The organism is Achromobacter sp. DH1f, assembly GCF_000633435.1.
GTDB lineage: Bacteria > Pseudomonadota > Gammaproteobacteria > Burkholderiales > Burkholderiaceae_B > Achromobacter > Achromobacter deleyi.
This window is the reverse complement of the sequence record NZ_AYMF01000037.1, coordinates 14491-38822: the sequence shown is the minus strand read 5'-3', so window position 1 is coordinate 38822 and position 24332 is coordinate 14491. Positions and strand designations below refer to the sequence as shown.

The window sequence follows — 24332 nt, the reverse complement described above, 5'->3', positions numbered from 1 at the left end:
AATCCTTGTTTCGGTAAAAAGGGATATCGGGAATTATCGATGTGTTGGTGCGAAAAAAAGGGGTGAGAAAAAGTGCGAAAAAAGGGTGAAGGGAACGGTGAAAAAAAAGGGTGAAGAGAAGAGCACAGAAAAAATCAGAGATCTTTGCCAATCAGCCCGGCCAGCGTGCGGATGGTGGCTTCGTTGCGCTTGTAATAAGTCCATTGCCCAATGCGTCGGACTTCGACCAGACCCGCGCGTTGCAGGGTGGCCAGGTAGTCGGACACGGTGGACTGCGACAGCCCGACGCCTTCTTGAATGCTGCTGACGCAGACGCCCACGGTGTGAACGTCGCCTTCGTCTTGCGGCGGGAAATTCTTGGCAGGGTCTTTCAACCCTTTGAGGATGTCCAGACGGGTGCGGTTCGAGAGGGCTTTGAAGATTTCGAGCAAGTCCATGGTTGCCATGATATCGAGATTTTCCGATATGTCAATACACGGCCTGACGGCGTGAATGGCTTGGTCCCCTAAACCGGACGCCTGCGGACGGGAGAAGTTAACACTTGGGGGTGCGCAGGATTGTCCTGTCCACGACCCCTGTCACGCCCGCCCCAGTCACGCCCCCCCAGTCACGCCCGAACCTGCCTCGATGCACTATCTTTTTCGCCCCATCAAACACCTGTACCCGATCCGAGAGTGGGCGCTTGAGCGGGGCGCCCAGATGCGGATTGCACCTGAAACGTACGAGATGTCGTTGCAATTGGGCGAGCGCAAGGTGGTGCTGTTTCCGCGCTTCGTGACGGAAGAGCAGGGCCGCATCGTGTACCAGCGCGACATGTCGGCCGACGGCAATTTCATCGGATGGATGCCGTACATCGTGAAGTCGTGGGCGCTGTCCAACGACAAGCGCAATTTCAAGGACTACGCCGTGGCCAATGGCCTGCGGGTGACGGCCAGCTGGTCCGACGGCCCGACCCTGGCGCCCGACTACATCGTGAAACCGGCAGTGGGGTCGTTCGGTGAGGGGATACGCGGGCCGTTTGGCCCCTTGGCGCCGCTGGACCCGACGGTGGCGCTGGCGGAAGGCGAGTTCTTCGAGCAGTTCATCCGGGGTCGCAGCGCCAAGGCCTGGTTCTGGAATGGCCAGCCCGTGGCGCTGGAAGTACTGAGCCCGCCGACGATTGCGGGGGATGGCCGGCGCAGCCTGCGCGAGATCGCGGCGCAACCGCGCGGCAATTTCGATGTGGCGCTGAAGCTGGAAGACTCGGTGCAGATTCTGGCCTGGCAGGGCGTGGACCTGGATTCGGTGCTGCCCGCGGGGACGGAAGTGGTGCTGGATTATCGCTACATGACGCCCTACGACCGGGTGACGGTGGCAAACCGCAATGTGTGGTCGTCGGTGGCGCCGGAGATCGCCGCGCAGTTCAGCTATGCCGGGCAACTGCTGTACCGCGGCATCGACGCGGCGGTACAGCGCAATTCCGTGTTCACGCTGGACGCGGTGATCGACGCCGAAGACCGGGTGTGGCTGCTGGAAATGAACAGCCACCCCATGATTCACCCCAGCGTGTATCCGCACATGCTGGCGTCGGTCTTTGACGACGAGGCGCAGGCCGACGCGCCCGCTTAGCCCGGCTGGGCGGCCGGCCGCTTGATGTTGGCGGCATCCACCAAGGTCTGCAGCAGGGTTTCATCCCACATCTTGAAGACGAGCACGCGGCGGTCGCTGGGGCAGATGCGCGAGACGGAACGGCCGACGTGGTGGGGGTCGCCGCGCAGAATGGCGATGCGCCCCGGCCGGGGCATGATGCCGCCGCTGATTTCGCCGTCTTCGTCGAAGATCAACGTTTCGCCGGCCCAGGTGATGTCCCATTGCGGACTGCAGTAGATCAGCACGGTCAGGTGGGCGGGGGCGACAGCGCGGTTGCGAAAGTCGAAGTGCGGATTGCCTTCGGTGCCGAAGGTGTTGGCGCTGACGCTGCATTCGTACAGGCCCAGGGTGCCGCCGATGCGGGCGGCAACCATTTCCCAGGTTTCGCGCAGCACGTCCAGGGGCTCTTCCAGCGCGTCCATCTGGTCTTCGACGCGGCCGAACAGCGCTTCTTCGGTGACGGCGACGGGGTAGTACCAGTGGATGTCCAGCGAGTGGGTGTCGAACCGGCTGGCGCGGTTCAGGAAGTACATGGGCATCCAGTTGGACGCCTGGGTCAGGCGCTCGAGCAGGTCGGGCGTGAACCAGTCGTCATGGATGTCAACGCCGGCGGGCAGTTGCATGGGGTTTCCGGGTAGTGAAGCGTTCAGGGAAAGGGATGGGGGAAGGTCGACGCGGGATGGTGGCTGGCCACGCTGCCGCGCGGCTCCATGCCGCTACCGAATGACATGGGCACCAGGCCGGGTGCAAAGGCGCGCGCAACCGTCAGGCGTTCGCCCGAGCCCAGGGCGTTCTGGCGGGGCGTGATGTCGACGAACAAGGGGGCGATGCCTTGCGCGATCAGGCCGTCGTACAGCGCCTGCGCGTTCGGCAGGTCGCGGCGTTCGGCTTGCGTGAAAGGCTGGTGCGTCGTGGGCGTGGCCAGGTGGTCGGCCCGGTCAAACCAGGTGGGGCTGGCGTACAGGTCGAAGTGATCGTCGGGCGTACGGACGCTGGCCGGGCGGACGCGGCCGATGGCAACGCCGTGCAGCAGCGAGAACACGCGGGATTCCAGTTCGGCCAGGGCCGATTCCAGGGCGCGTTGCAGGCCCAGCCCGGCGCCTGCGCTGACGCAGGCGACGCGCCGCTCGGCATGACGCGCCATCAGGAAGATCACCTGGGCGTAGGGGGACGGCAAGGTCTGGACCGAGACGGAGAAACCGGTGTCGTGGATGGCCCGGACGCGCGCCTGGAACGAGCCAGGCAGCGAGTCGACCGGCAGGCCCGTGCCGGGCTGCTGGGCGAGCCAATGGCGCATGAAGCCATCGCGTTCGATCAGTTCCAGCATGCCGGCCAGGCGGGCGTCGGCCTGGGTGGTGCCGGCGGCGCAGCCCGAGGAATTGCTGTACCAGTAGAACGCGCTTTGCCCATGGCGGTTGCGCAGCGAGTCGGCCGAGTAGACCAGGTCGGCCAGCACGGCGATGCGTCGGCCGTCGGTCAGGCGTTCGGCGTTGGCCCAGAACTGGGGGGCATGCTCATCGAACGGCGTGCAGGGAAAGCCCTTGCGGCGGTATTGCTGCGGGGTAAAGCGCGCGATCTTGTGCGGATGCAGGACATCGGCCAGGTCGGCGTAGACGGCCTGGTTGAGGTCGCGCGGTTCGCAATAGCCTTGGCGTTCGATGGTCTCGGCGACGGCCTTGCGGCAGGCCAGCACGGGGTCGGTGTCGCGGCCCCAGGTGGGGCGTTCGATCGGGCCGTGCCGGAGCTTGGCGCGGCCAACGTAGTAGGGCAGCGTGTAGGCAGCCGAAGGCGCATCGGCCCACACGAAATCCACGGTGGGCGCGGCGTCTGCCTGGGCCAGTTGGCCGGCGGTGGGCAGGGCGCCGAAGATCGCCGCGCCCAGGATCAGGTGGTCCGGCGTGCCGCACAGGCTGCGCACGATGGCTTCGTAATAACTGCCGAAGGTGACGAAGCCCAGGTCGTGGTGGCTGGCAGCCAAGGCGCCATTCTGCAATGCCATGCCGGCTTCGGTGTACAGGTATTGCACCGCGCGGTTGCGATAGCGCAGCGTGGCCAGTTGCGCATCGGCCGCCAGGAAGATCATGCCCGCAGCCGATTCCAGCAGCCAGGGTTTGGCGATGGCGCGCGGCAGCGTCGCCAGCGACGGGTCGATCAATTCGTATTGCAGGCGATAGGCGTCGGGATAGCGCACGCGGTACAGGCCGGGCGCCAGCGTCTGGCCCGCGTCGCCCTGGGTGGGCCGCTGCAAGGCCAGGTAGACCTCGGTCAGGTGCATGGCGCCGGCCGACGGCGTGGTGCGTCGCGGCAGCACGTGACCGGCGCGTTGGCGGGTGGTGCAGACGATGCCGGCCAGCGACCAGGCCAGGGCGTCCAGCGCGTCTTGCGACACGGGGGCATCGCCGTAGGTGTAGGTCGAGCGGCGGGCGTCCAGGGCGGCCTGCAGGGCGTCGTCCGGTTGGCGGGCGATGGCGCGTTGCAGGATGGGTCGGGGCGTTGCCGCAGCGGCGGGAAGGGGCTGCTCGGACGCGATGGCCGCGTTGGCAAAGCGCTGGTCGATGCGGTCGGACAGGTTGTCGGCCGCTGGCTGGCCATAGGGGTTGCTGCCCCAGGCAAAGCCCATGTTGGTCAGCAGGTAGCTGCCGGCGTCCACCAGGGCGCCGCTGTCCAGCAGAAAAGGGATGAACCGGCTGAGCCGATCGCGGGTGTCGCGGTGGGTGACGCTGTCCAGCAGTTCCGTAATAGAACGGGTGCCGTCGCACAGGGCGAAGGCTCGGCGCAGCAAGGCGCGGTCGGCGCGAATGGCGATGTCGCCCTGGGCGTGGCGCACGGTGAGCGTGTCGCCATCGATCAGCGCGGGGCCGGCCAGCATGGGGCACACCCTGTCAGGGTCGTTGGCGCCCAGGTCTTCGGCGGTGATTAAGGCTGGCGTGAGCATGCAGAGGTCGTCAAGGAAAGGGATGGGGAAATTTGGCGTGGCGATGCACCGCATCGACCATGCCCAGGGGCTCCTGCCCCACGCCGAACGACAGGGGCACCAGGGACGGCACGAATGCCTTGACCACGTGCAGCGGGCGCGTGCCGTGGTCCAGCACGCACTGCGGGGTGGTGAGATCGACGATGACGGGCGCCAGGCCGGCCGCGGCCAGTCGCTGCGCCAGCGCGCCGGGCTGGGGCGGCTGCATCGGTTCGCGCCAGTCGATGGCGGGGGCCTGCGGTTGAATCAGCGCATCGGCGCGCCGGTAATACCGCCTGACGCCATACAGCTCGACATGATCGGCCGGGGTGCGCACCGCGGCCGGGTGGCTGATCGTGGGGGCATGGTCCAGCGTCCAGGCCAGTGCGCGCGATTCCAGCTCGGCCAGGGCATGCGCCAGGGCCTCATGCGGATCGGCGCCCGCGGCCGCGCCCAGGGTCGTGAAGGGGCGGGTGTCGTTGCGCGCCCAGGCAATGAAAACGTGTGCCCAGGGCGAGTCCAGCCGTTGCACGCTGATCTGGCAAGGCAGCGCGCGCAGCCGTTGCAGGCTCGCCCGGATATCCGCGGGCAGGCGGCTTTCGGCCAAGGGCGCGCCGGGCCGTTGGCCCAGCCAGTGGCGCATGAAGGCGTCGCGCTCGACCAGTTCCCACAGCGCGCGTTCGACGGCGTCGGGCACCGTGGCGCCGGCCGCGCAGCCGGACGTCGTGGCGTAGGTCAGGGGCGGATGGGCGGCCAGGCCGGCGGCAACGAGCGACGGCCGGGCGTAGACCAGGTCGGCGGGAATCCAGGCGGGGCGGCCATCGCCGCTGTGCGTGGCGCGGGCCCAGTGGTAGCGCTGGGCCGCCGAAAACGGCCGGAAAGGAAAGCCCGGCCGACGGTACTGGGCCGTGCGATATCGAATGAAGGCGGATGCGTCCAGCGCGCCGGGCAGGTCGCGGGCGCAGGCCTCGGCCGGCGCCGTCGGCGTACGCCAGGCCAGGCGTTCGATGGCTTCTGCGCTGGCTTTGCGATAGGCGGTGTCCGGGTCCAGGGCAGCGCCCCAGGCATCGTCGCGGTCGGGTGCGTCGTGCCGCAGGCGAGCACGGGCCAGGTGCAGCGACGGGGCGGCGCCCGGCGTAGCCGAAGCAGCCGGCGGGCCCGTGTCGATCCACGAGAATTCCAGTTCCGGGCCGGTTGCCATCGGCGCGGACGCGTTTGGCAGCGGGCCGAACACCGCCGAGCCCAGGATCAGTTGCGGCCCGGTGCCGCAAAGCGCCTGCACGGCCGCTTCGTCGTAGCAGCCCAGCGTGGCGTAGCCCAGGCCCAGCGCGGTGGCAGCCAGCGCGCCGTTGTGCAAGGCGGCGCCGGCTTCGGTGTACAGGTACTGCACGGCGCGGTTGCGGTAGCGGGCGGCGGCGACGGTGATATCACCGGCCAGAAACAGGCCGCCGGTGGCCGTCTGCACATGCCAGGGCTGGACGAAGGCGCGCATCAACAGGGCGGCATCGCCGACGCGTTCGAGCGCCACCTGGCGCGGCCCGGGATAGTGCACGCGGTAGACGCCCGCCGCATGGCCGTCGACCGGACGGCGCAACGCCACGTAGGGGTGGACCCGATGCAGCGCGCCGGCAGAGGCGAGCGTGCGTCGGGCAACGTCGCCGCCCAGCCGCTCGTGGCCGGCCCGCACGATGCCGCACAGCGCCCACAGCAAGCCCGTGAGGCTGCCGGCCGGCAGGGCCGTATCGGCGAAGGCGTAGCGGGAGATCCGCTTGTTCAGCGGCGCCATCCAGGCGGCTTCGTCGACGGTGTCGATGCGCAGATCACCCGCGGCCGACGCGGAGGCGGGCCCGCGCGGACGCCGGCTGAGACGATCCGTGTCCTGTGTCGGCGCGGACCGGCCGTGCGGGGCGGCCTGCCTGGCGTATTGCAGTGCATGCGCCGTCAACAGGTTGCCGTCCACCAAGGCCCCCGCCGCCAGCAGATCGGCCAGAAAGGCCGCGAAGCGCGTGGCGTCGATGGCGGCGGGCAACGCCGACAGGATGGTATCGACAGGGCGCGTGCCGTCGCACAGATCCAGCGCCGCGCGCAGAAAGGCGGGCGGCGCGGTGACGGACAGCTCGCCATCGGCGTGGCGGATGCGCAGGCGACGGCCGGTCAGGATGGCAGTGCCCGTGACCGCCGGACACATCGTCGTTGCCGCGCGCGGCGCCAGGGGGCTGGGCGGCGCGGTGGCGTCGGTCTGTGAAGCCATGAGGGGATGAGGGGGAAGAAAAATCCCTCACTGCCGCCAGGCGGGCGAGGGATCGGGCAATGCGGACAACGGAGGGGGCGGCGCGTGCAGCTCAGTTGCTGGCGTCGTCGCCGCTGCCACCGGAGCCCAGCGGCATGCCGACTTTGTGGGGCAGGCGCATCTTGTGCGTCACCGACCATTCGACTTCCCGGCGGGGCTTCTTTTTCTCGACCTTGCCCGCCGCGCCGCGTTCAAGCGCCTCGGCGGATTCCGCGACCTGTTGGGCAGCGATGAGCGTCATGGATCTCTCCTGATATGTGTAGACAACGAGGACCTGCGTCGACCTTTTTTGGCATCCTCGACAACATATCCGGCTGGCGTTGGAAAAGTTTAGCGGGGCGACGGCATTTGCCGCGCGGGTGTGGGGCATCAGCTTGCGCTACGATCTGATTTCGTCACCGAATGAGGGAGCATGGTGCCCATTGCCGCTCGAAGACGATGGCCGGTTTTTCTGGCGTTGATCCTGATCGCCGTCCTGGGCTACGCCGGCCTGTCGATCTGGTCGTTCAAGCTGCAGGAAGACGGCGTGCCGCGCGGCAGCTGGTCTGCCCGCTCCATGCCGGCCATGCTGAACGCTTTTCCGGTGTTCGAGACGTGCGGTCCGGTGATGCAGCGGCTGGAAGGCCGGGACGGTGAACGTGCCCAGGCCAACTTTGTGTCGTATGCGTCTTCGTTGTCTGCCGAGGCGCTGCTCGGCCGCTACCGCACAGCCTTGGCGTCATTGGGGTGCACGGTCTCTCCGGGCGACGCGGCGCTGTCGCTCAGTTTGGCGTGTCCGGGCCAGGCCGTGTCGGGCTTCGATATCGAGGTCACCGACGGTCCAAGTTGCCGATCGGTCGAGGCGTTCTGGTGGGGCGGCGAGGACTGAGGCTTCGCGGGTCAGTGGGTCTAGGGCGTGCCCGGCGGCCCGTCTGGCAAGAGCGCATCGCTGGCACGGGCAAACCTCTCGATCAGGAAATCCAAATCTAACGTGTCAGACTACGTTTAAAGGGGCTTGCCCTGGGGAGGCCTTGGAAAAATGTAGTCTGACACTGAGGTTTCAGCAACACTGAGGTTTCAGCATGTTCCGACGAACTTCTGTGGGAGCCAGCATTTTCCCCGCCGAGGTCGTCCGGCCGTGCTATTGCTTCAGAATGCCCGTCGCCAGCAAGTCCTGGTTCCACCTGTTCACCGTCGCGGTTGCGGCCTTGATGCGGTACTGCATGTCGCGATGGCAAAAATCATCGGTTTGCATGGGCACTAGCGCGGACCCCTCGAACGAGTTGACGTCGTGGCCGTTTTTTTCGTTCATGGTGTTCAGACCGAAGGGGGCAAAGGCCACGATGCGCTGGGAGGTCGCGCCTTTATCGTTCTGAAACTCGATGGTGATCCGCAGATTGGCGATTTCACCAATCTGATTGGTGCTGACCGAAAAATGGGGCTCGCATGCCACCTCGTTGCCGCCGAGAAAGGTTGATTTGTGCCGCAGCGTCAGTATGGGCTGCGTTTGAGCGGCGCGCTTGCGGGATGCCTGATCTAGCTTGCAGGTGCTCAGAAATCGGGGGTCTTTGGAAGGGTTTGCGCCATACCGCATCTGGCGATACTGCAAGGCCTTGTCGCAATCGACCTGGACTCCCTGGCCGTTGTAGTACATCCAGCTCAGCTGGCTGGCCGCACTGCTTGAGCCGCGTGTTACAGCCTGTTGGTACAGCGTGTGGGCTTTTGCGTAATCGACCCGAACGCTTTCCCCCTGGTAGTAGATGTCGCCAAGATTGACGAGGGCGTCCCGGTTGCCTTGTGCCGCGGACAACTCGAACCAATGCATACCCGATTGCGGATCGGCCTGGATACCCCACTCTCCGTTCAAGTAGAGCTGACCAAGGATATTCTGCGAATCGGCATCGCCGGCCTGCGCGGCGCGGCGGAACCATTTCAGTGCCTCGAGGTTTTCCTTGTCGACGTAGGACCAGCCGAAGTTGTAGAAGTGGCCGACCAGGAAGTTGAGGGTGGGGTCTCCCCCCTGGGCCCACAGCCTCGCGAGCCATAACGTGTGGCTTTTGCTGAAGCCGCTGCGCTCGGCCATCAGACGCATTTCGCTGTCGCCCGAGCCGGCCAGGTAACTTGCATTCTCGATCAGTTCCGGGCGTCGGGTCGCGTCGGCTTCAGCGCTTGCCTTGATGTCATAGGCAAGGCGAAAGTCTTTCTTGAGTTCGGCGGCGTAGGTCTTGTCGATGCCGTCCATATTGAGCAGGCGGTCATAGTGTCGGGCTTGGTCCGGGTCTTTCGCCACGCCGATGCCATAGTCATAGAAATATGCGGCATTGCCGCAGCCATAATCGCCGCCGAGCTCGCAGGCTTGCGCGTAGTAACGGATGGCTGCCGGGATGTTCTTGGGCACGGTCACGCCGTGTTCCTGGATGAAGCCCAGCGCAGCCAGCGCTTGGGCATCCTGTTTTTTCCCCAGGGCCACAAGGGCGTCATACGCCTTGGCATCATGCTGCTCGATGCGGTCGTAGAGGATGTCGACTTCGCGGTCATTCTGGTCGGCCGCGCATAGCGGCATCCAAAGCAGCAGGGCAATCGCCAGGTATTTGGGGGTTGAACGCATGGTCATTGTCCGGGTAAGAGCAGGCACCACCGGAGTCGGTATGCCTGGAAACCGGCGCAACGTATCACGCGAGCGTATGGGGCAGGGGCGCGTCATCACGCCCGCAATGGTGGCGGGCGGCATCGTGGATGGCGTTGGAATCTGCTGCCGACCGCCGCGTCATAGGGAAGCGGCATGCCCGGCATTGAAGTCGTGGTTGGTTGTTTTTTGTCGTTTTTTTTAACAAAAATGTTGGCGGCCCTGTGATGGGTGAGCCGGACAAGGGCGTGCGCGGCTCAACCCGAGCCTTGATCGTGGAGCAATACCTGGGTCGCTCGGGCGAAGCGTTCGATCAGGAAATCCAGCAGTCGCCTGACCCGCGGGGCCATGTAGCGGCTGCCGTGAAACACGGCGTGCACACCCGCTTCGGCGACGCCGTATTGCGGCAGTACGGCGAGCAGGCGCCCGGCGCGCAGGTCTTCGGCGGCGTCCCAGATGGTTTTGCGGGCAATGCCGCGGCCGGCCAGGGCCCAGTTGCGGGCCAGCGCGCCGTCGTTGGTTTCCCAGGCGCGTTCCAGCGGCACGGTGATGCTCTGGCGCTGGCCGTCGTGGGCGAAGTGGAACTGGTTCAGGGGGCCGGCGGCGGTGACGAGCACGATGAAGTCGTGGTCGGCCAGGTCGGCGGGCGTGCGGGGCTGGCCTCGCTTGGCCAGGTACTCGGGTGATGCGCACAGCACGCGCCAGTTGGGCGCCAGGTAGCGGGCGACCAGCGAGCCATCCTGGGGCTGCCCGAAGCGGATGACCAGGTCGATGTCGTCCTGTAGCAGGTTGGACAGCGAGTCGGACAGGGTCAGCGCGATCTTCAGGTCGGGGTGAGCGGCGCTGAATTCGTCGAGCCAGGGGCTGAGCAGGTGGCGGCCGAAGTCGGCGGAGGCCGACAGCCGCAGCTTGCCGCGCACGCTGTGCTGGCCGGCCTGCAGCGCGGCTTCGGCGTCATCGATGGCGCGCAGCGCGACTTCGCAATGGGCCAGGTAGACGCGGCCCTCTTCGGTCAGGCGCAGTTGGCGCGTGCTGCGGTGAAACAGCTTGGCGTGCAGTGCGGTTTCCAGCTTGATGAGGCGGGCGCTGGCCGCGGCCGCCGACAGGCCGAGCTTGCGGCCGGCGGCAGACAGGCTGCCTAGGGCCGCTGCCTGCGCGAACAAACGCATGTCACCGAGTCGATCCGTTGCCATCTTGAATTTGGATTTGAAAGTTATACAAATTCTAGGCCAATTATCAAATTCAATAATGGGTAGCGGACTGGCGTCTTTTCAATCCAGGGCCTTGGCCCACGATGCAAGGGAAGCCAACAATGCGTCAAACCTCTTCTTCGGCGGCGTTGTCCGCCCGCGTGCCGGATGCCCGTATGCCGGACGCCGTTATGCCGGAGGCCCGTACGCCGGATGCCCGTATACCGGCTGCCCTCATGTCGGCTGCCCATGTACCGGCTGCGGCGACTCCTACCTACAGGCAACCCGTCGCGTCACCCAGCCTGCCCATGGCGGCGCTGCTGGCACTCACGATGTGCAGTTTCATCGCGACCGCCAACGAGACCGTGCCGGCCGGCCTGTTGCCGCAGATTGCAGACGGCTTCGGGGTGTCCGAGGCCTGGGCCGGACAACTGGTGACGTTGTGCGCGCTGGGGTCGGGTCTTGCCGCGATTCCGCTGACGTTGCTGTTGCGGGGCTGTCGGCGGCGCGTGGCGCTGTTGCTGGCGATAGGCGGGTTCTTTGCGTGCAATGCGGTGACGGCGCTGTCGCCCCTGTACGGTTTGACGCTGGCGGCGCGTTTCCTGGTGGGCGTGGCGACGGGGCTGGCGTGGAGCCTGTTGGCCAGCTACGCGCGGCGCATGGTGCCACCGGCACAGCAGGGGCGGGCCATGGCGGTGGCGATGGTGGGGATTCCGCTGGCGCTGTCGCTGGGGGTGCCGCTGGCGGCGTGGCTGGGCGGCATCGTGGGGTGGCGCGGCATCTTCGGCATCTTGTCGGGCCTGAGTCTGGCGCTGATGGCGTGGGTGTGGTTGAAGGTGCCCGATTACCCCGGCCAGGCCGAGGCGCGGCGCGTGCCGATGCGGCAGGTCTGGACGATGCCGGGCGTGCGGCCCGTGCTGTTCGTGATCCTGGCGTGGATTCTGGCGCACTACACGCTGTACACGTATATCGCGCCGTTCATGGCGTCGCTGGGAATGGCGGGGCAGGTGGACGTGGCGTTGCTGGTGTTCGGCGTGGCGTCGTTGGCGGGCATCTGGCTCACCGGGCTGCTGGTGGACCGCTGGCTGCGCGCGCTGGTGCTGGCCAGTCTGGCCGCGTTTGCGGTGGTGGCGTTGGCGCTGGGACCGGGCCAGGTGCAGGCGCCCTGGGTGTTGGTGGGCGTGGCCGTGTGGGGCCTGAGTTTCAGCGGTGCGCCGACGCTGCTCCAGACGGCCTTGGCCGACGCGGCGGGCGACGGGGCTGAGGTCGCGCAGTCGATGCTGGTGACGGTGTTCAACCTGGCGTTCGCGGCCAGCGGGGTGCTGGGCGGCGTGCTGTTGGAAACGACAGGGGCGGGCGCGTTGCCGCGGGTGGTAGCAGCGTTGTTGGCGGTGGGGCTGCTAGCGGCGGGGGCGGCGCGGACGCATGGGTTCAGGCCGGGGCGGCGCGCCTCGGGGCAGTGAATCGGGAGCAATGGATAGGGAGCAATGAATCCGAGGCAATGAATCCGAGGCAATGAAGGGATGGCAGTGAATCTGCGACATTGGCTTGCGGCAATCACGGACAGCGCGGAAGGGGGCGTCGCGGTACAGTGACCACCTTGGGCGGCAACGAGGCCGCCGATGCTTTTTTTCCGGAAGATTGCCGTGAATGCTTCGTTTGCCTTGTCCCGATTCGCTGCGGTCTGTGCGACCGGTTTGGCGTTGACGTTACCGTTGCCCGCACAGGCGCAAAACAAACCCGCGGCGTCGGCGCCTGCAACGGCTGGCACGGGCGCAACAGGCGCCAGCGCCGCGCCCGCCGCACCCATTTCCGTGCCCGCCGCCGGCACGATCGAAGTCGGTTTTTCCCCCGACCAAGGGGCCGAAACATTGGTGCTGCGCGTGATCGATTCGGCCAAGACCGAGCTCAACGTGATGGCCTACAGCTTTTCCAGCAAAAGCGTCACCGAAGCACTGGTGCGCGCGGCCAAGCGCGGCGTCACGGTGTCGTTGCTGGCCGACCATAAACGGAACCTGGTCACGGACCGCAGCGGCAAATCTCGCAATGCCCTGGAAACGCTGGCCGAGGCCGGCGTGAACGTGCGCATCGTGTCGGCCTTCAAGCTGCATCACGACAAGGTGCTGATCGCCGACAAGCAGACCGTGGAACTGGGCAGCTTCAATTTCGCCTATTCCGCGGCACACGAGAATTCCGAGAACGCGCTGGTGAACTGGAACAACCCGGCGCTGGCCAAGGCGTACCTGGCGCACTTCGAACGCAATTGGGCGCTGTCGCAGCCGTTCCGTTCGGCGGATTGACCGGCCGCGCGACGGCTGTGCAAGCGGTCGAGCCAGGTTGTCGTTCAGCCCGGCGTGGCGGGCATGTCCAACGCGGTGAAGGTTTCGCGCACGCATTCGGCCATGCGCCGGGCCAGCGTGTTGACCGGATGGTGATCCGACGTGACCGCGTAGCTGTGGAATTCGACCTTCTCTGAAAACGGGATCTCGCGCAGGTTCGGGATGGCGAGCGCGCGCGGCACCACGGGATTGACGATGGAGATGCCCAGGCCTTTGCTGACCATGGTGCAGATGGTGGTGGCGTAGGGCGTTTCGATCGACAGGATGCGGGCGTCGTCGGGAAAGTAGCGGTCGATGGCAGCGCGGTTGAAGCTGCCCGCGGGCAACGAGATGAAGTTCTCGTCGTGAAAGTCGGCCGGGGTCAGCAAAGCTTTGGCGGCCAGCGGATGCGCGGCGGGCACGATGCCGGCGCCGTGGGCGGTGTTGATGCGTTCGTAATGCAGGCCGGGCAGGTCGGTGTGCAGCGAGCAAAAGCCAATGTCGCAAACGCCCGTGGCCAGCCATTTGGCGACGACATCTGACCCGCCCGTGTTGACCACCACGGGGATGTCGGAAAACTTGCGGCGAAACAGCCGCATGGCGTCGGGCAGCACGCATTGGGTGATGGACGCTACCGCACCCACGCGCAGCAAGCCGGTGCCGCGGCGGCGGATCGAACTGGCGCTGTCGTTCAGCGATTCCAGGCCGATGAAGGCGCGTTCGACATCGGTATAGAAGGCCTCGGCTTCGGGGGTGGGAATGATGCGGGTGCCCACGCGCTGGAACAGCACGAAACCCAGCGTTTTCTCGAGCAGGGCGATCCAGCGGCTGACGTTCGGCTGCGAGGTGTGCAACAGGCCGGCCGCGGTGGTCATCGAGCGCGTCATCATGACGGCGCGAAAGGCCTCGACTTGCTTGAAATTCATGGACGGAAATCCTGGCGGGGCGAAACGGAAACACGCCGCTTGCGTCAGACGGCGCCGGGTGCATGGGCATCTGCCGACCCCGGGGCGGCAAGCGGTTCAAATCATATCATTTTTGTATGAGAAGCCCTAAGAATCTGATTTGACGTATGAATTGGCCCGGCGAGAGACTACGGTTTTCCCTGTTTCCTCCGGACCCGATATGGAATCGAAAGTCAGTACGCGCTTGAAGCAACCCCTGGCCAAAGAGGTGCTGCAGCACCTTTTCCTGCCGCGCCTGAACCGGGAGTTCTTCGCCAATTTCGAGATGCTGACCCAGGTGAACCTGGCGCATCTGCTGATGCTGCACGAGCAGGGCATCCTGGACCACGACGCCTCGCAGCGCCTGGCGCAGGCGCTGCTGGTGATGCAGGCCGAAGGCCCCCATGTGGTCGAGCTGGACGCGGCGCGCGAAGAGGCCTATTTCAACTACGAGGCGCACCTGATCAAGGCGGTGGGGCAGGAATTGGGCGGCCGCCTGCACACGGCCCGCAGCCGCAACGACATCGGCGCCACCATCGACCGCATCCGCGCACGAGATTTCGCGGCCCGCATCGGCGCCGCCCTGATCGGCGTGTCGCAGGCGGCCTTGGCGCAGGCCGAGCGTTATGCGGACTGTGTCATGCCCGGCTACACGCACATGCAGGCGGCGCAGCCGATCACCTATGGCTATTACCTGTCGGCGCTGGTGGACGCCTGGTCGCGCGATATCGGCCGGCTGGCGCACGCGCTGGAAACGGCGGATGCCTCGCCGCTGGGCGCCTGCGCGCTGGCGGGCACGTCGTTTCCCATCGACCGCGGCACGACCAGCGCGCTGCTGGGGTTCAGCGCCCCGCTGGCCAACGCGCTGGACAGCGTGGCGTCGCGCGATTTCGCGTTGGAACTGAGCGCGACGCTGTCGATCATGATGATCACGTGCAGCCGCATGGTGCAGGACTTCTATATCTGGTCCACGCCCGAATTTGGCTACCTGACGTTCCCGGACAGCATTGCCAGCACGTCCAGCATCATGCCGCAGAAGAAGAACCCGGCGGTGCTGGAATACCTGCGCGGCAAGACGGGCCACCTGATCGGGCTGACGTCGGCGGCGCTGTCGACGGTGAAGTCGACCCATTTCACGCATTCGGGCGACAGCAGCCGTGAAAGCACGCGCACGTGCTGGGAGTCTTGCGAGGAAGCGCTGAAGGCGCTGGAACTGATGCAGCTGTTGGTCGAGCAGGTGGCGCCCAACCGCGACCGCATGGCCGCGCGTGCGGCGGACGACTTTTCCACGGTGACGGACCTGGCCGACCTGCTGGTGCGGCGCGCGGACGCCTCGTTTCGCGACGCGCACCACATCATCGGCGCGGTGGTGCGGCAAGCGCTGGAAGCGGGCCTGCCGGCGCGCGCCATCACCCCCGCAATGATCACGTCGGCGGCGGCCGAGCAGTTGGGCCGCCCGGTGACGCTGGACGAGGCGGACATCGCGGCCTGCCTGGACCCGGTGCGCAACGTGGCCGCACGCCAGTCGCTGGGCGGGCCGGCGCCGCAGTCGGTGCGGGCGCACCTGGCCGAGCAGCGCGCACGGCTGACGTTGCAGCAGGCGGCGATCGACGCGGCGCAGCAGCGGGCGGCCGATGCGCAGGGCGCGTTGCAGCGCCAGGCCGCCGCGTTGGCGGCCGCGGAAACGGCGGCGGCGTAGCGATTCTTTCAGGCACGCCGCCTGGTCGCGACAGATTCACATCGATTCAACACACGGCACAAGGCGCGGCATCCTGCGCCGCCGTATCAATCACACCATGCAAGGGGAATTCAATCATGGTCTATGCATTGCCGAAGTTCGCCGCGGCGCTGGTCGCGGCATTGGGAATCAGCGTGGGCGCCCAGGCGGCGCAGACGGGTTATCCGAACAAGCCGATCACGCTGGTGGTGCCGTTCGCGCCGGGCGGCACGGTGAACCTGATGGGGCGCCTGTTGGCCAACCATATGTCGGAAAAGCTGGGCCAGACGGTGATCGTCGAGAACAAGCCGGGCGGGGGCGGCAGCATCGGGGCCAATTTCGTCTCCAAGGCCGCGCCGGACGGCTACACGCTGCTGCTGGCGACGATGGGGCAGCAATCGATTCTGCCGCTCCTGTCCAAGAACCTGCCGTACAACGCCGACAAGGATTTCGCGCCGGTGGCGTTGTTCTCGACGGTGCCCAACGTGCTGGCGGTGTCCAAGGACGCTCCGGCTACCACGGTGGCGGAATTGGTGGCGTACGGCCGCGCCAATCCGGGCAAGCTGAACATGGCGTCGGCGGGTATGGGCTCGGTCAATCACCTGACCGGCGAGCTTTTCATGTTCCGCTCGGGCGCCAAGTTCGAGCACGTGCCTTACCGTGGGGCGGGGCCGGCCACGTCGGACCTGCTGTCAGGCCAGGTGCAGGTGCTGTTCGCCAATCTGCCCAATGTGCTGCCCTACGTGAAGACGGGCCAGGTGCGCGTGCTGGCGGTGGCCAGCGATAAGCGCAGCGCATCCATCAAGGACGTGCCGACGCTGGCGGAAGCGGGCGTGAAGGACGCGGTGGTCGAGTCCTGGTATGGCATGATGGCGCCGGCCGGCACCGACCCGCAGGTGATCCGCAAACTGCAGGACACGGTGATTGCGATTGCCAACGACAAGGCGCTGGTGGGGCAACTGGCCGATCAGGGCGCGGTGCCGTACCCGGGCACCAGCGAAGACCTGGCCAAGCTGTCTTCTGAAGAGACCCGGCGCTGGAAGGAAATCATCGACAGCGCGAAGATCCAGCTGGATTGAAGGCGCGTCCGCCTACAGGTCCATCACCATTTCATGCCAGGCCATGCCGCCGTGGTCGGACGGCGACGGCCGCACGTAGCGGTAGCCCAGCTTGCGGTAGAGCTCGACGTGGCGTTCCTTGCACATCAGGTGGATGGTCTGCTTGCCCAATTGGCGGGCGTTGTCGACGAAAGCGTGCATCAACCGGGTGGAATAGCCCTTGCCCTGGTGGGCGGGGTCGACCACCACCGACATGATCACCACGTTGGGCGCATCCGGGTCGTGGCCGACCAGTTCCTTGAACGCCTCGTCGGACATGACCACGTCGTGGGCGCAGCCGCTGTTGATGAAGCCGACGATCTGGCCGTCGGCTTCCAGCAGCAGGAAGCCCTGGGGATATTGGGCGATGCGGGTGGCGATCTTGGCGTGGGTGGCGGCTTCGTCGCCTTCGTAGGCGGTGGTCTCGATCTGGAAGCAGCGGTCGACGTCGGCGGGTTGGGGCGGGCGAAATACCAGGTTGGGCATGGCGGTAGCGGTGCAGCAAAAACAGGCAAAGGCGGTATGGTAGCCGGTTCGCCGGCCAGCGCCCGCGCTGGGGCCCGTCGACCGCGCCGCAGACAAAAAAAGCGCATTCCCCGGGGAGGGGGAATGCGCGAAATAGCTGTGTGGCGTCGCACGAGAAACCTGCTTGCGGCGCCCCGCCGGCTTGCGGTACTTCGGCCCGAGTCCGCGAACTGCTGCGGGAACTCGCGGCCAGATTAGATACTGTTGGTCGCACGGCTATACCGTGCGTCTCAGTTTCAGGGTAATCCTCGGGGTATTTACTTTTTGTTATGCTCGGGACAGCCCAGCCTGCAGCCCACCGCGCAGCGACCCTCGAGCATGAACGCAAATGCTTTCCTGGCCGGCCCGCCGCCGTCCGCCACGTCCGATATCGTCCACCATCATTTCGATGTGGCGGCGCAGGCCCCCGAACGCCGTTTGCTGGCCTGGCGGGAACAGGTCGGCCACGTGGTCGACGTGCTGCCCACGCGTGATGCGCTGCAACAACCCTTCAATGCCTCGATCGACCGCTTTCGGGTCGGCCCCCTGATGTTCACGGATTGCCGTTCCGACGCCATGCGGCTGGAACGGTCGCTGGTGCGCATTTCACGCGACAACATCCGGGATTTCGCCTTCCATGTGTTCCTGGAAGGCAGCGTGGACAGCGTTGCCGTGCGCAACGGGCCGCGCACGCAGGACGAGGGCGGCGGGGTACGGGTGCTGGCGGTGGACCTGGGCCAGCCGGTGCGGATGCGCCGCCATGCCTGCCGCATGCTGACGTTCTTCGTGCCGGCGGACATGGTGCTGGAAGTGTTTCCGGACCCGCAGGCGCTGCATGGCCGGATGCTGCGGGACGCCACGCCGCTGACCCGGCTGGCGCTGCGGCAGGCGGGGGCGCTGGGGCAGGCGGTGCGCGGCTTGAGCGCGGCACAGGCCCAGGACGACATCACCGCCTGCGTGCGGCTGCTGCTGGCCGCGTTCGGCAAGGATGCACGCCTGTCCGGCAATGCCCGGGCGGCGGCGCGGGCCGCGATGTTCGGCGAGGTGCGGCGCTACATCCAGGCCAATCTGCACCAGGCCGGGCTGACCCCGGAATCCGTGGTGCAGGCGCTGCAATTGCCGCGGCCCACGGTGTACCGGATGTTCCAGCACGAAGGCGGGCTGGGCGCCTACATCCGCCACCTGCGGCTGCAACTGGCGGCCGAGGAACTGGTGCGCTATCCGCACCTGACGGTGATGGAAATCGCGTACGGACTGGGGTTCGGCAGCGCATCGGACTTCACCCGGGCGTTCCGGCGCGCCTACGACATGGCACCGCAGGAATTTCGCGAGCAATCGTGGCGCTGGCCGGAACCGGCGAAGCAGCCGGCTTAGGGAAGTCCCGTCCTATTGCGTGCAGACTTGCCGCACGCATTCCCTCAACCAGCGGTGCCCGGGGTCGGCGTCCATGCGCGGATGCCACAGCATGGACACGGTGATGCCGGGCGTGTCGACGGGCAGCGCGAAGCTGTACATGCCGGCGCGCAGGTTGCCGGTGTGGCGTTCGGGCACGCTGGCGACGAGATCGGTGCCGCGGGCCAGCGTCAGCGCGTCGGAAAAACCGGCCACGATGGTGGCGATCTGGCGGGTCAGGCCCAGCGACGCCAGGGCCTCGTCGATGGGGCCCTTGTCCAGCCCGCGCCGCGACACCAGCACGTGCTGGCCGGCGGCGTAGCGGGCCGGCGTGATCTTGCCCTTGGCCAGTGGGTGATCGGCGCGCACGGCGCCGATGAACCTGTCACGGAACAGCGCGCGCGTGCGGATTTCGGGGCTGCTGGCGGCGCCGACGACGCCGGTTTCCAGGTCCACGCTGCCATCGCGCAGCGGCGCGCTGTTCTTGTCGGACTTGGCGACAAAGCGCAGCGTGACGCCGGGCGCCTCGCGGCCCGCCAACGCGATGAGGGCGGCGCCGAAATTCTCCACGAAGCCGTCGCTGGTGCGCAGCGTGAACGTGCGCGCCAGCCGGGACGGGTCCAGCAGTTCGGCGGGGCGCAGCACGGCGTGGGCTTCCTGCACCAGGCGGGCCACCTGCTCGCGCAGTTCGATGGCGCGCGGCGTGGGCACCAGCCCGCGGCCGGCCCGCACCAGCAAGGGGTCGCCGGTGGTGTCGCGCAGGCGGGCCAGCGCCCGGCTCATGGCCGACGGGCTCAGGTGCAGGCGGCGCGCGGCGCGGGCGACGTTGCCTTCGGCCAGCAGCACGTCCAGCGTCAGCAGCAGGTTGAGGTCGGGGCGGGACATGGCGCGACGTTATCACGGCAGGCGCATCAGATGGCGTCTGGTGCACGTATAAAGTGCAAATGCTGCGTCTTCCGCCAGGGTTTGGGCGGCCATAAGCTGGGGGGCACGGTCTGCCTAATGAATGTGGGGCGGCCTTTTTCGATGCCAGTCTTCGCAGAAAACCATGTCGCAAACTTTGTCGAACCCGAACCCGAACCCGAACCCGAACCCGCCGGCCGCCGCTGCGCCGCGCACCCCCTGGGCCCTGGTCAGCCTGGCGCTGTCCTTGCTGCTGGCGTCCCTGGGCACCAGCAGCGCGAACGTCGGGCTGCCGGCGCTGGCGCAGGCCTTCTCCGCACCGTTCCCGCAAGTGCAGTGGATCGTGCTGGCCTACCTGCTGGCGATCACGGTCTGCGTGGTCGGCGCCGGCCGCCTGGGGGACCAATGGGGGCGCAAGCGCCTGTTGCTGGCGGGTATCGCGGTGTTCACCTTGGGGTCGGCGCTGTGCGGCCTGGCGCCCACGCTGGGGCTGCTGATCGCGGCGCGGGCGGTGCAAGGCGCGGGCGCGGCGGTGATGATGGCGCTGTCGATGGCCTTCGTGGGCGACATCCTGCCCAAGCACCGGACGGGTAGCGCGATGGGGCTGCTGGGCACGATGTCGGCGGTGGGCACCGCGCTGGGGCCGACGCTGGGCGGCGTGCTGATCGCCGCGCTGGGCTGGCGTTTCCTTTTCCTGGCAAACCTGCCGCTGGGCCTGCTGGGCATCATCCTGGTGGCGCGCTTTCTGCCGGCGGATCGCCCCAGGACGTCGGGCGCGGGCTTCGATGTGGCCGGCACGATGCTGCTGGGGGTCACGCTGGCGGCCTATGCGCTGGCGATGACGCTGGGACGCGGCCAATTCGGCGCCTTGAATATCGCACTGCTGCTGGCTGCAGTGGCGGGCGTAGGGCTGTTCCTGCGGGTCGAGTCCCGGGTGCCGGCCCCGTTGGTGCGCCTGGCCATGCTGCGTGAACGCGGCCTGGGGGCAGGCCTGGCCATGAACGCGCTGGTGTCGACGGTGATGATGGCGACGCTGGTGGTCGGCCCGTTCTACCTGACCCAGGCGTTGGGGCTGGGCGCGGCCGAGGCCGGCCTGGTGATGTCGGTGGGGCCGCTGATCAGCGCGGTGTGCGGCGTGCCGGCAGGGCGCCTGGTGGACCGCCTTGGCGCCGCGCGGATTGCGCGGCTGGGCCTGGCCGCCATGGTCTTGGGCGCGGCCTTGCTGGCGGCGTTGCCCGCCACGCTGGGCGTGGCCGGGTATCTGGGACCGATCGTGGTGCTGACGATCGGCTACGCGGTGTTCCAGGCGGCCAACAATACCGGCGTCATGGCGGACGTGGACGCGCGTCAGCGCGGGCTGGTGTCGGGCATGCTGAGCCTGTCGCGCAATCTGGGGCTGGTGACGGGCGCGTCGGCCATGGGGGCCGTGTTTGCCCTGGCGGCGGGGGCGGTGGACCTGACCGCGGCGGCGCCTGGGGCGGTGGCGCGGGGAATGGGCGTGGCTTTTGGGATGGCCGCGGCGCTGGCGGCCTGCGCGTGGGGAATCGGCGGGCGTCAGCGGCGCGGCTGAGCCGGGCTGTACCGGATGGCGCCGGCGCCATCGCCGGGTCTGGCCGAACCCGGCCCGGTCGGACCGGATCGGCCAGACCCCGCCGTTATCGGCGCGTGCGCCTGGGCCGCGCCACCAGCCGTTCGATGGCGGCGTCGTCGACCCCATCAGACGCGCCGTCAAAGGTATCGGCCTCGCGCAGCGCTTGCGGAAACACCAGGCCGGTGGCGCTTTCGATCCAGCTGATGGGCTTTTGCTGCAGCTTGAACAGCTTGTCGAAATGCAGCACTTCGAAGTCGATGCCGTCGACCAGTTTTTCCTGCGACAGGCGAAAACCCGTGGCCCGCAGCGCGCCGCCCGCGTCGAACCAGGCGACCACCTTGAAGTTGCTCAGCGCCACCTGCACCGAGCTGTAGACGGGGTCGCTGTTCAGGAACAGCGGGCCGCTGTAGACGCAGATGCGCGCGCTTTTGCCGGCTTCGCCTTCCACGCCCTGTTCCAGCAGCAATTGTTCCAGCCGGCCCCATTGGCCGTGGTAGCCCATGACGGCGCGGTTGAAGGCCGGCACCTGCGGCACGGCATTGGCATACGAGCAGGTCATGTCCGCGGCGGTCTTGGCCGCCTCCATGGTCGGCCCCCACTCGGCGTCTTCGCGGCGTGACAGGTGGCCGCGGTCAAAGCCGCTCTTGGCATACCAGGCGTCGTCCAGCTGGGCGGCGTAGTCGATGCGGTTGTCGCGCAGCCAGCGGTCCTTGCGGGTGCTGTTGTCCAGCTCGGCATAGCGCTGCTTGCCGTTGACGTTGAGGGCGCTGAGCACCGGCACGCGCCGCACGGCGTGCTGGATCGTGCTGAAGTGGTGGTACTTCAGCACGTAGTCGTTGGGGGCGTTGCCCTGCATCGCCAGCTTCTTGCGCAAGGCGGCGCTGGGGGCGGGCAGGGCAAGGCGCAGGCCCATGAACTGGTCGTCATAGCCCAGGCAGGCCGAATAGTCCTGTTCGTCTTCGCGCTTGGTCTCGAAGGCTTGCGGCAGGGCCGTGGCCGGGTCGGCCAGCGTCTGCACCGAGACCGGCTGGCCGGCGCTGACCAGGATGCGGATTTCGACGGGGGCGGAATTCGCGGCGGCGGCCGGCGTCGGAACCGAAACCGGAGCCGCTAGCGGGGCAAGCCCCAGTTCCTGCGCGGCCAGCACCGGCAACGACACGGCGGTGAAGGGCCGGGCGTTGGTGTAGGCGGGGCTGCGCAGGGTCTGGATCAAGGGATGCCGGTCGACGCCGCTGGCCGGCGACAGCAGGTAGCCGACGATGGCGCTGACACGAAAGCCGCGATTGCTGATCCACACCACGCGGGATTCATCGACGCGGCCGTTTTCGACGGGAACGGGCTGGCCGTCGCGGTCCAGGTAGTTGCCCGCGGCGTCTTTCTTTGCCACGCCCGCGCTGTGCAGGGCAATGACCTGCCATTCGTTGTTGAAGACGGCCGCGCCGCTGCTGCCCGGCGCGGTGTCGCTCTGGTAGATCAGCGCATCGGGCAGGCTGTTGTCGACGATTTCGTTGTTGCGCAGCGCCACTTGCTTTTCGCGGCCGTCGGGGTGCTGCACGATGGTGGCGTAGTCGCCGGCGCCGGCCTTGCCCAGCGTGCCGTCCAGCACCAGGTAACCCTGGTCCGACAGGCGTCGCTGGCCACTCACGTCCCGCGGTTTGACCGCCACCAGCGCCAGGTCCAGCGCGGCGTAGGTGTGCAGGAAAGTATCCGGGTCCAGGGCGTGGGCCACGGGTTCCTGGCGCCGGCCCAGCACGTCGTATTCGTAGCCGAATTCGATCGCCGCGTCGTCGGCAAAGGCCGCGAATTCGGCGGCCGTGGCGACGGGAAAGACGTGATGGTTGGTCAGCATCAGTTCGGGCGTGACCATGAAGCCGGTGGCGTAGGCGGCCCTGCGCGTGGTCTTGTCCAGATAGCGGACCCGCCCGACCGAACGCGCATGCAGGTAGCCGGACAGCAGGTAATTGCTGGGCAGCAGGTCGTTGGTGCCGATGTAGCGTTCAAAGGCCAGGTCGGCGCTTTCGCGGGCGGTGGCCGACAGCATGGCGCGGCGCCGCTCGAAATGTACCGCGCCGTCCAGCTCGCGGGCCGACGCGGCCGCATTGCGCTGGCGCAGCGCGGTGACATCGTCGGCGCCGATGGGATACGCCGCTTCGGCTTGGGCAAGCAGTTCGACCGGCAGCTTCATGGAGGGTCTCCGCCAGGGCGGCGAAGCGGGGCTTCGCCTGGGTAGCGTCGAGCGTAGCGTGCGATCGATGACAACTCTATTGCCGAAAAGGTGGAGGTCGGGCGGACGAGACCTGGGACAAGAACCGCCTTGCCGGCGGCTCGGCCACCCCTTATCGGCTACCGGTCTCGTAGATATCCCAGGCCTGCCTGGCATCCGCGTTGTCGTGAATCATCGCCATCAGCGCCCGCACCACCGCCGACGGATCGGCATGCTGGTACACATTGCGGCCGTACACCAGCCCCACGGCGCCCTGGTCCAGCAGTTCACGCGACCGGCCAAAGACCTGGCGCAGGTCTTCGCGGCCGCCGCCGCGCACCAGCACCGGGCAGCGGGCGGCTTGCACCACGCGGTGAAAGTCCTGCGTATGCGTGGTGGGGTCGGCCTTGACGATGTCGGCGCCCATTTCGCGCGCCAGCCGCACCAGCGTCACGATCTTTTCGGCGTCGCCATCGACCATGTAGCCGCCGCGCTCGGTGTGGGGCGCCATCACCAGCGGTTCGATCATCAGGGGCATGCCATAGCGGTCGCAGTCGGCGCGTACGCGGGCGATGTTGGCCACGCATTGGCGAAACAGGTCGGGTTCGCCGGGCAGCATGAACAGGTTCACCACGACGCAGGCCGCGTCCATCTGCACGGCCGGCAGCACGGGGTCTTGCTCGTTCTGCAGCACCGCCCACATGACGCGGTGGATGGTGGCGTTGTAGGGGTTGCCCATGTCCAGGCGCATCACCAGGGCGGGCTTGTCGCGGCCGGGCTGCTGTTGCAGCAGGTCGGCCTGGCCGTAGTTCAGCTGGATGGCGTCGGGGCCGGCGGCCAGCAGCTGGGCCATGACGGCGGGCATGTCTTCCAGCCCCGATAGAAAGCTGGGCTCGTTGCAGACGCCATGGTCCACGGCGATGTCCAGGCAGCGGCCGGCGTTCAGCAGGCGGTTCAGGCGGGCTTGTTTGAGGGACGGCATGAGGGCTCCGGGGT

20 protein-coding genes are annotated in these 24332 nt (G+C 67.3%); 8 read left to right on the top strand and 12 right to left on the bottom strand.

Features of this window, described 5'->3' with window-relative positions; all coding sequences use genetic code 11:
* Positions 1 to 134: 134 nt before the first annotated feature.
* A complete protein-coding gene (locus U858_RS0129500) occupies positions 135 to 437 on the bottom strand; it encodes a helix-turn-helix transcriptional regulator (protein WP_025140714.1) in 303 nt (100 codons plus the stop codon).
* A gap of 289 nt (positions 438 to 726) precedes the next feature.
* On the opposite strand from U858_RS0129500, the gene U858_RS0129495 reads away from it, so the two are divergent.
* Positions 727 to 1608, top strand: a complete 882-nt coding sequence (locus tag U858_RS0129495; protein WP_025140713.1) for a hypothetical protein — start codon at positions 727 to 729, stop codon at positions 1606 to 1608.
* Here U858_RS0129495 and U858_RS34470 read toward each other — a convergent pair.
* The 4 genes from U858_RS34470 to U858_RS0129475 all read right to left on the bottom strand — a co-directional run bounded on the left by U858_RS34470 (position 1605) and on the right by U858_RS0129475 (position 7113).
* On the bottom strand, positions 1605 to 2252 hold the full coding sequence (locus U858_RS34470) for a 2OG-Fe(II) oxygenase (RefSeq protein ID WP_025140712.1): 648 nt from the start codon (positions 2250 to 2252) through the stop codon (positions 1605 to 1607). The genes U858_RS0129495 and U858_RS34470 overlap by 4 nt on opposite strands.
* A 23-nt stretch (positions 2253 to 2275) precedes the next feature.
* On the bottom strand, positions 2276 to 4564 hold the full coding sequence (locus U858_RS0129485; protein WP_198529767.1) for a YcaO-like family protein: 2289 nt from the start codon (positions 4562 to 4564) through the stop codon (positions 2276 to 2278).
* 10 nt (positions 4565 to 4574) lie between these two features.
* Positions 4575 to 6833, bottom strand: a complete 2259-nt coding sequence (locus U858_RS0129480) for a YcaO-like family protein (protein WP_081821765.1) — start codon at positions 6831 to 6833, stop codon at positions 4575 to 4577.
* Positions 6834 to 6924: 91 nt separating this feature from the next.
* Positions 6925 to 7113, bottom strand: a complete 189-nt coding sequence (locus U858_RS0129475) for a hypothetical protein (protein ID WP_025140709.1) — start codon at positions 7111 to 7113, stop codon at positions 6925 to 6927.
* Between the two features lie 171 nt (positions 7114 to 7284).
* Between U858_RS0129475 and U858_RS0129470 the strand changes: the two genes are divergently transcribed.
* Entirely contained in the window at positions 7285 to 7740 is a 456-nt protein-coding gene (locus U858_RS0129470; protein ID WP_157838871.1) for a hypothetical protein, read from the top strand.
* A gap of 252 nt (positions 7741 to 7992) precedes the next feature.
* On the opposite strand, the gene U858_RS0129465 is transcribed toward U858_RS0129470, so the two are convergent.
* On the bottom strand, positions 7993 to 9459 hold the full coding sequence (locus U858_RS0129465; protein ID WP_029954493.1) for an SEL1-like repeat protein: 1467 nt from the start codon (positions 9457 to 9459) through the stop codon (positions 7993 to 7995).
* A gap of 275 nt (positions 9460 to 9734) precedes the next feature.
* Entirely contained in the window at positions 9735 to 10670 is a 936-nt protein-coding gene (locus U858_RS0129460) for a LysR family transcriptional regulator (RefSeq protein ID WP_025140706.1), read from the bottom strand.
* A 305-nt stretch (positions 10671 to 10975) separates the two neighbouring features.
* Here U858_RS0129460 and U858_RS0129455 point away from each other — a divergent pair, with 305 nt between their 5' ends.
* Positions 10976 to 12130 (top strand): MFS transporter, encoded by a 1155-nt coding sequence (locus U858_RS0129455; protein ID WP_025140705.1) that lies wholly within the window; start codon positions 10976 to 10978, stop codon positions 12128 to 12130.
* Positions 12131 to 12481: 351 nt separating this feature from the next.
* The gene (locus U858_RS0129450) at positions 12482 to 12967 is read left to right on the top strand and encodes a phospholipase D family protein (protein WP_025140704.1); all 486 of its coding nucleotides are present in this window, start codon (positions 12482 to 12484) and stop codon (positions 12965 to 12967) included.
* A 44-nt stretch (positions 12968 to 13011) separates the two neighbouring features.
* Here the strand turns inward: U858_RS0129450 and U858_RS0129445 are convergent, their stop codons facing one another.
* Positions 13012 to 13911: a LysR substrate-binding domain-containing protein gene (locus U858_RS0129445; RefSeq protein ID WP_025140703.1), complete on the bottom strand. Its 900-nt coding sequence runs from the start codon at positions 13909 to 13911 to the stop codon at positions 13012 to 13014.
* Positions 13912 to 14110: 199 nt separating this feature from the next.
* On the opposite strand from U858_RS0129445, the gene argH reads away from it, so the two are divergent.
* Both argH and U858_RS0129435 read left to right on the top strand, forming a co-directional pair.
* Entirely contained in the window at positions 14111 to 15628 is a 1518-nt protein-coding gene (gene argH, locus U858_RS0129440) for an argininosuccinate lyase (RefSeq protein WP_025140702.1), read from the top strand.
* Between the two features lie 116 nt (positions 15629 to 15744).
* A complete protein-coding gene (locus U858_RS0129435; RefSeq protein WP_029954490.1) occupies positions 15745 to 16725 on the top strand; it encodes a tripartite tricarboxylate transporter substrate binding protein in 981 nt (326 codons plus the stop codon).
* 12 nt (positions 16726 to 16737) lie between these two features.
* On the opposite strand, the gene U858_RS0129430 is transcribed toward U858_RS0129435, so the two are convergent.
* On the bottom strand, positions 16738 to 17229 hold the full coding sequence (locus U858_RS0129430) for a GNAT family N-acetyltransferase (protein ID WP_025140700.1): 492 nt from the start codon (positions 17227 to 17229) through the stop codon (positions 16738 to 16740).
* A 357-nt stretch (positions 17230 to 17586) separates the two neighbouring features.
* Between U858_RS0129430 and U858_RS0129420 the strand changes: the two genes are divergently transcribed.
* Positions 17587 to 18621 (top strand): AraC family transcriptional regulator, encoded by a 1035-nt coding sequence (locus U858_RS0129420; protein ID WP_025140699.1) that lies wholly within the window; start codon positions 17587 to 17589, stop codon positions 18619 to 18621.
* A gap of 12 nt (positions 18622 to 18633) precedes the next feature.
* On the opposite strand, the gene U858_RS0129415 is transcribed toward U858_RS0129420, so the two are convergent.
* The gene (locus tag U858_RS0129415) at positions 18634 to 19524 is read right to left on the bottom strand and encodes a LysR family transcriptional regulator (protein ID WP_025140698.1); all 891 of its coding nucleotides are present in this window, start codon (positions 19522 to 19524) and stop codon (positions 18634 to 18636) included.
* Between the two features lie 163 nt (positions 19525 to 19687).
* On the opposite strand from U858_RS0129415, the gene U858_RS0129410 reads away from it, so the two are divergent.
* Complete coding sequence (locus U858_RS0129410; RefSeq protein WP_025140697.1) at positions 19688 to 21112, top strand: MFS transporter; 1425 nt, start codon at positions 19688 to 19690, stop codon at positions 21110 to 21112.
* A gap of 85 nt (positions 21113 to 21197) precedes the next feature.
* Here the strand turns inward: U858_RS0129410 and U858_RS0129405 are convergent, their stop codons facing one another.
* Positions 21198 to 23318: a DNA/RNA non-specific endonuclease gene (locus U858_RS0129405; protein ID WP_025140696.1), complete on the bottom strand. Its 2121-nt coding sequence runs from the start codon at positions 23316 to 23318 to the stop codon at positions 21198 to 21200.
* Positions 23319 to 23469: 151 nt separating this feature from the next.
* Positions 23470 to 24318: a class I fructose-bisphosphate aldolase gene (locus tag U858_RS0129400; RefSeq protein WP_025140695.1), complete on the bottom strand. Its 849-nt coding sequence runs from the start codon at positions 24316 to 24318 to the stop codon at positions 23470 to 23472.
* Between the last annotated feature and the right edge of the window lie 14 nt (positions 24319 to 24332).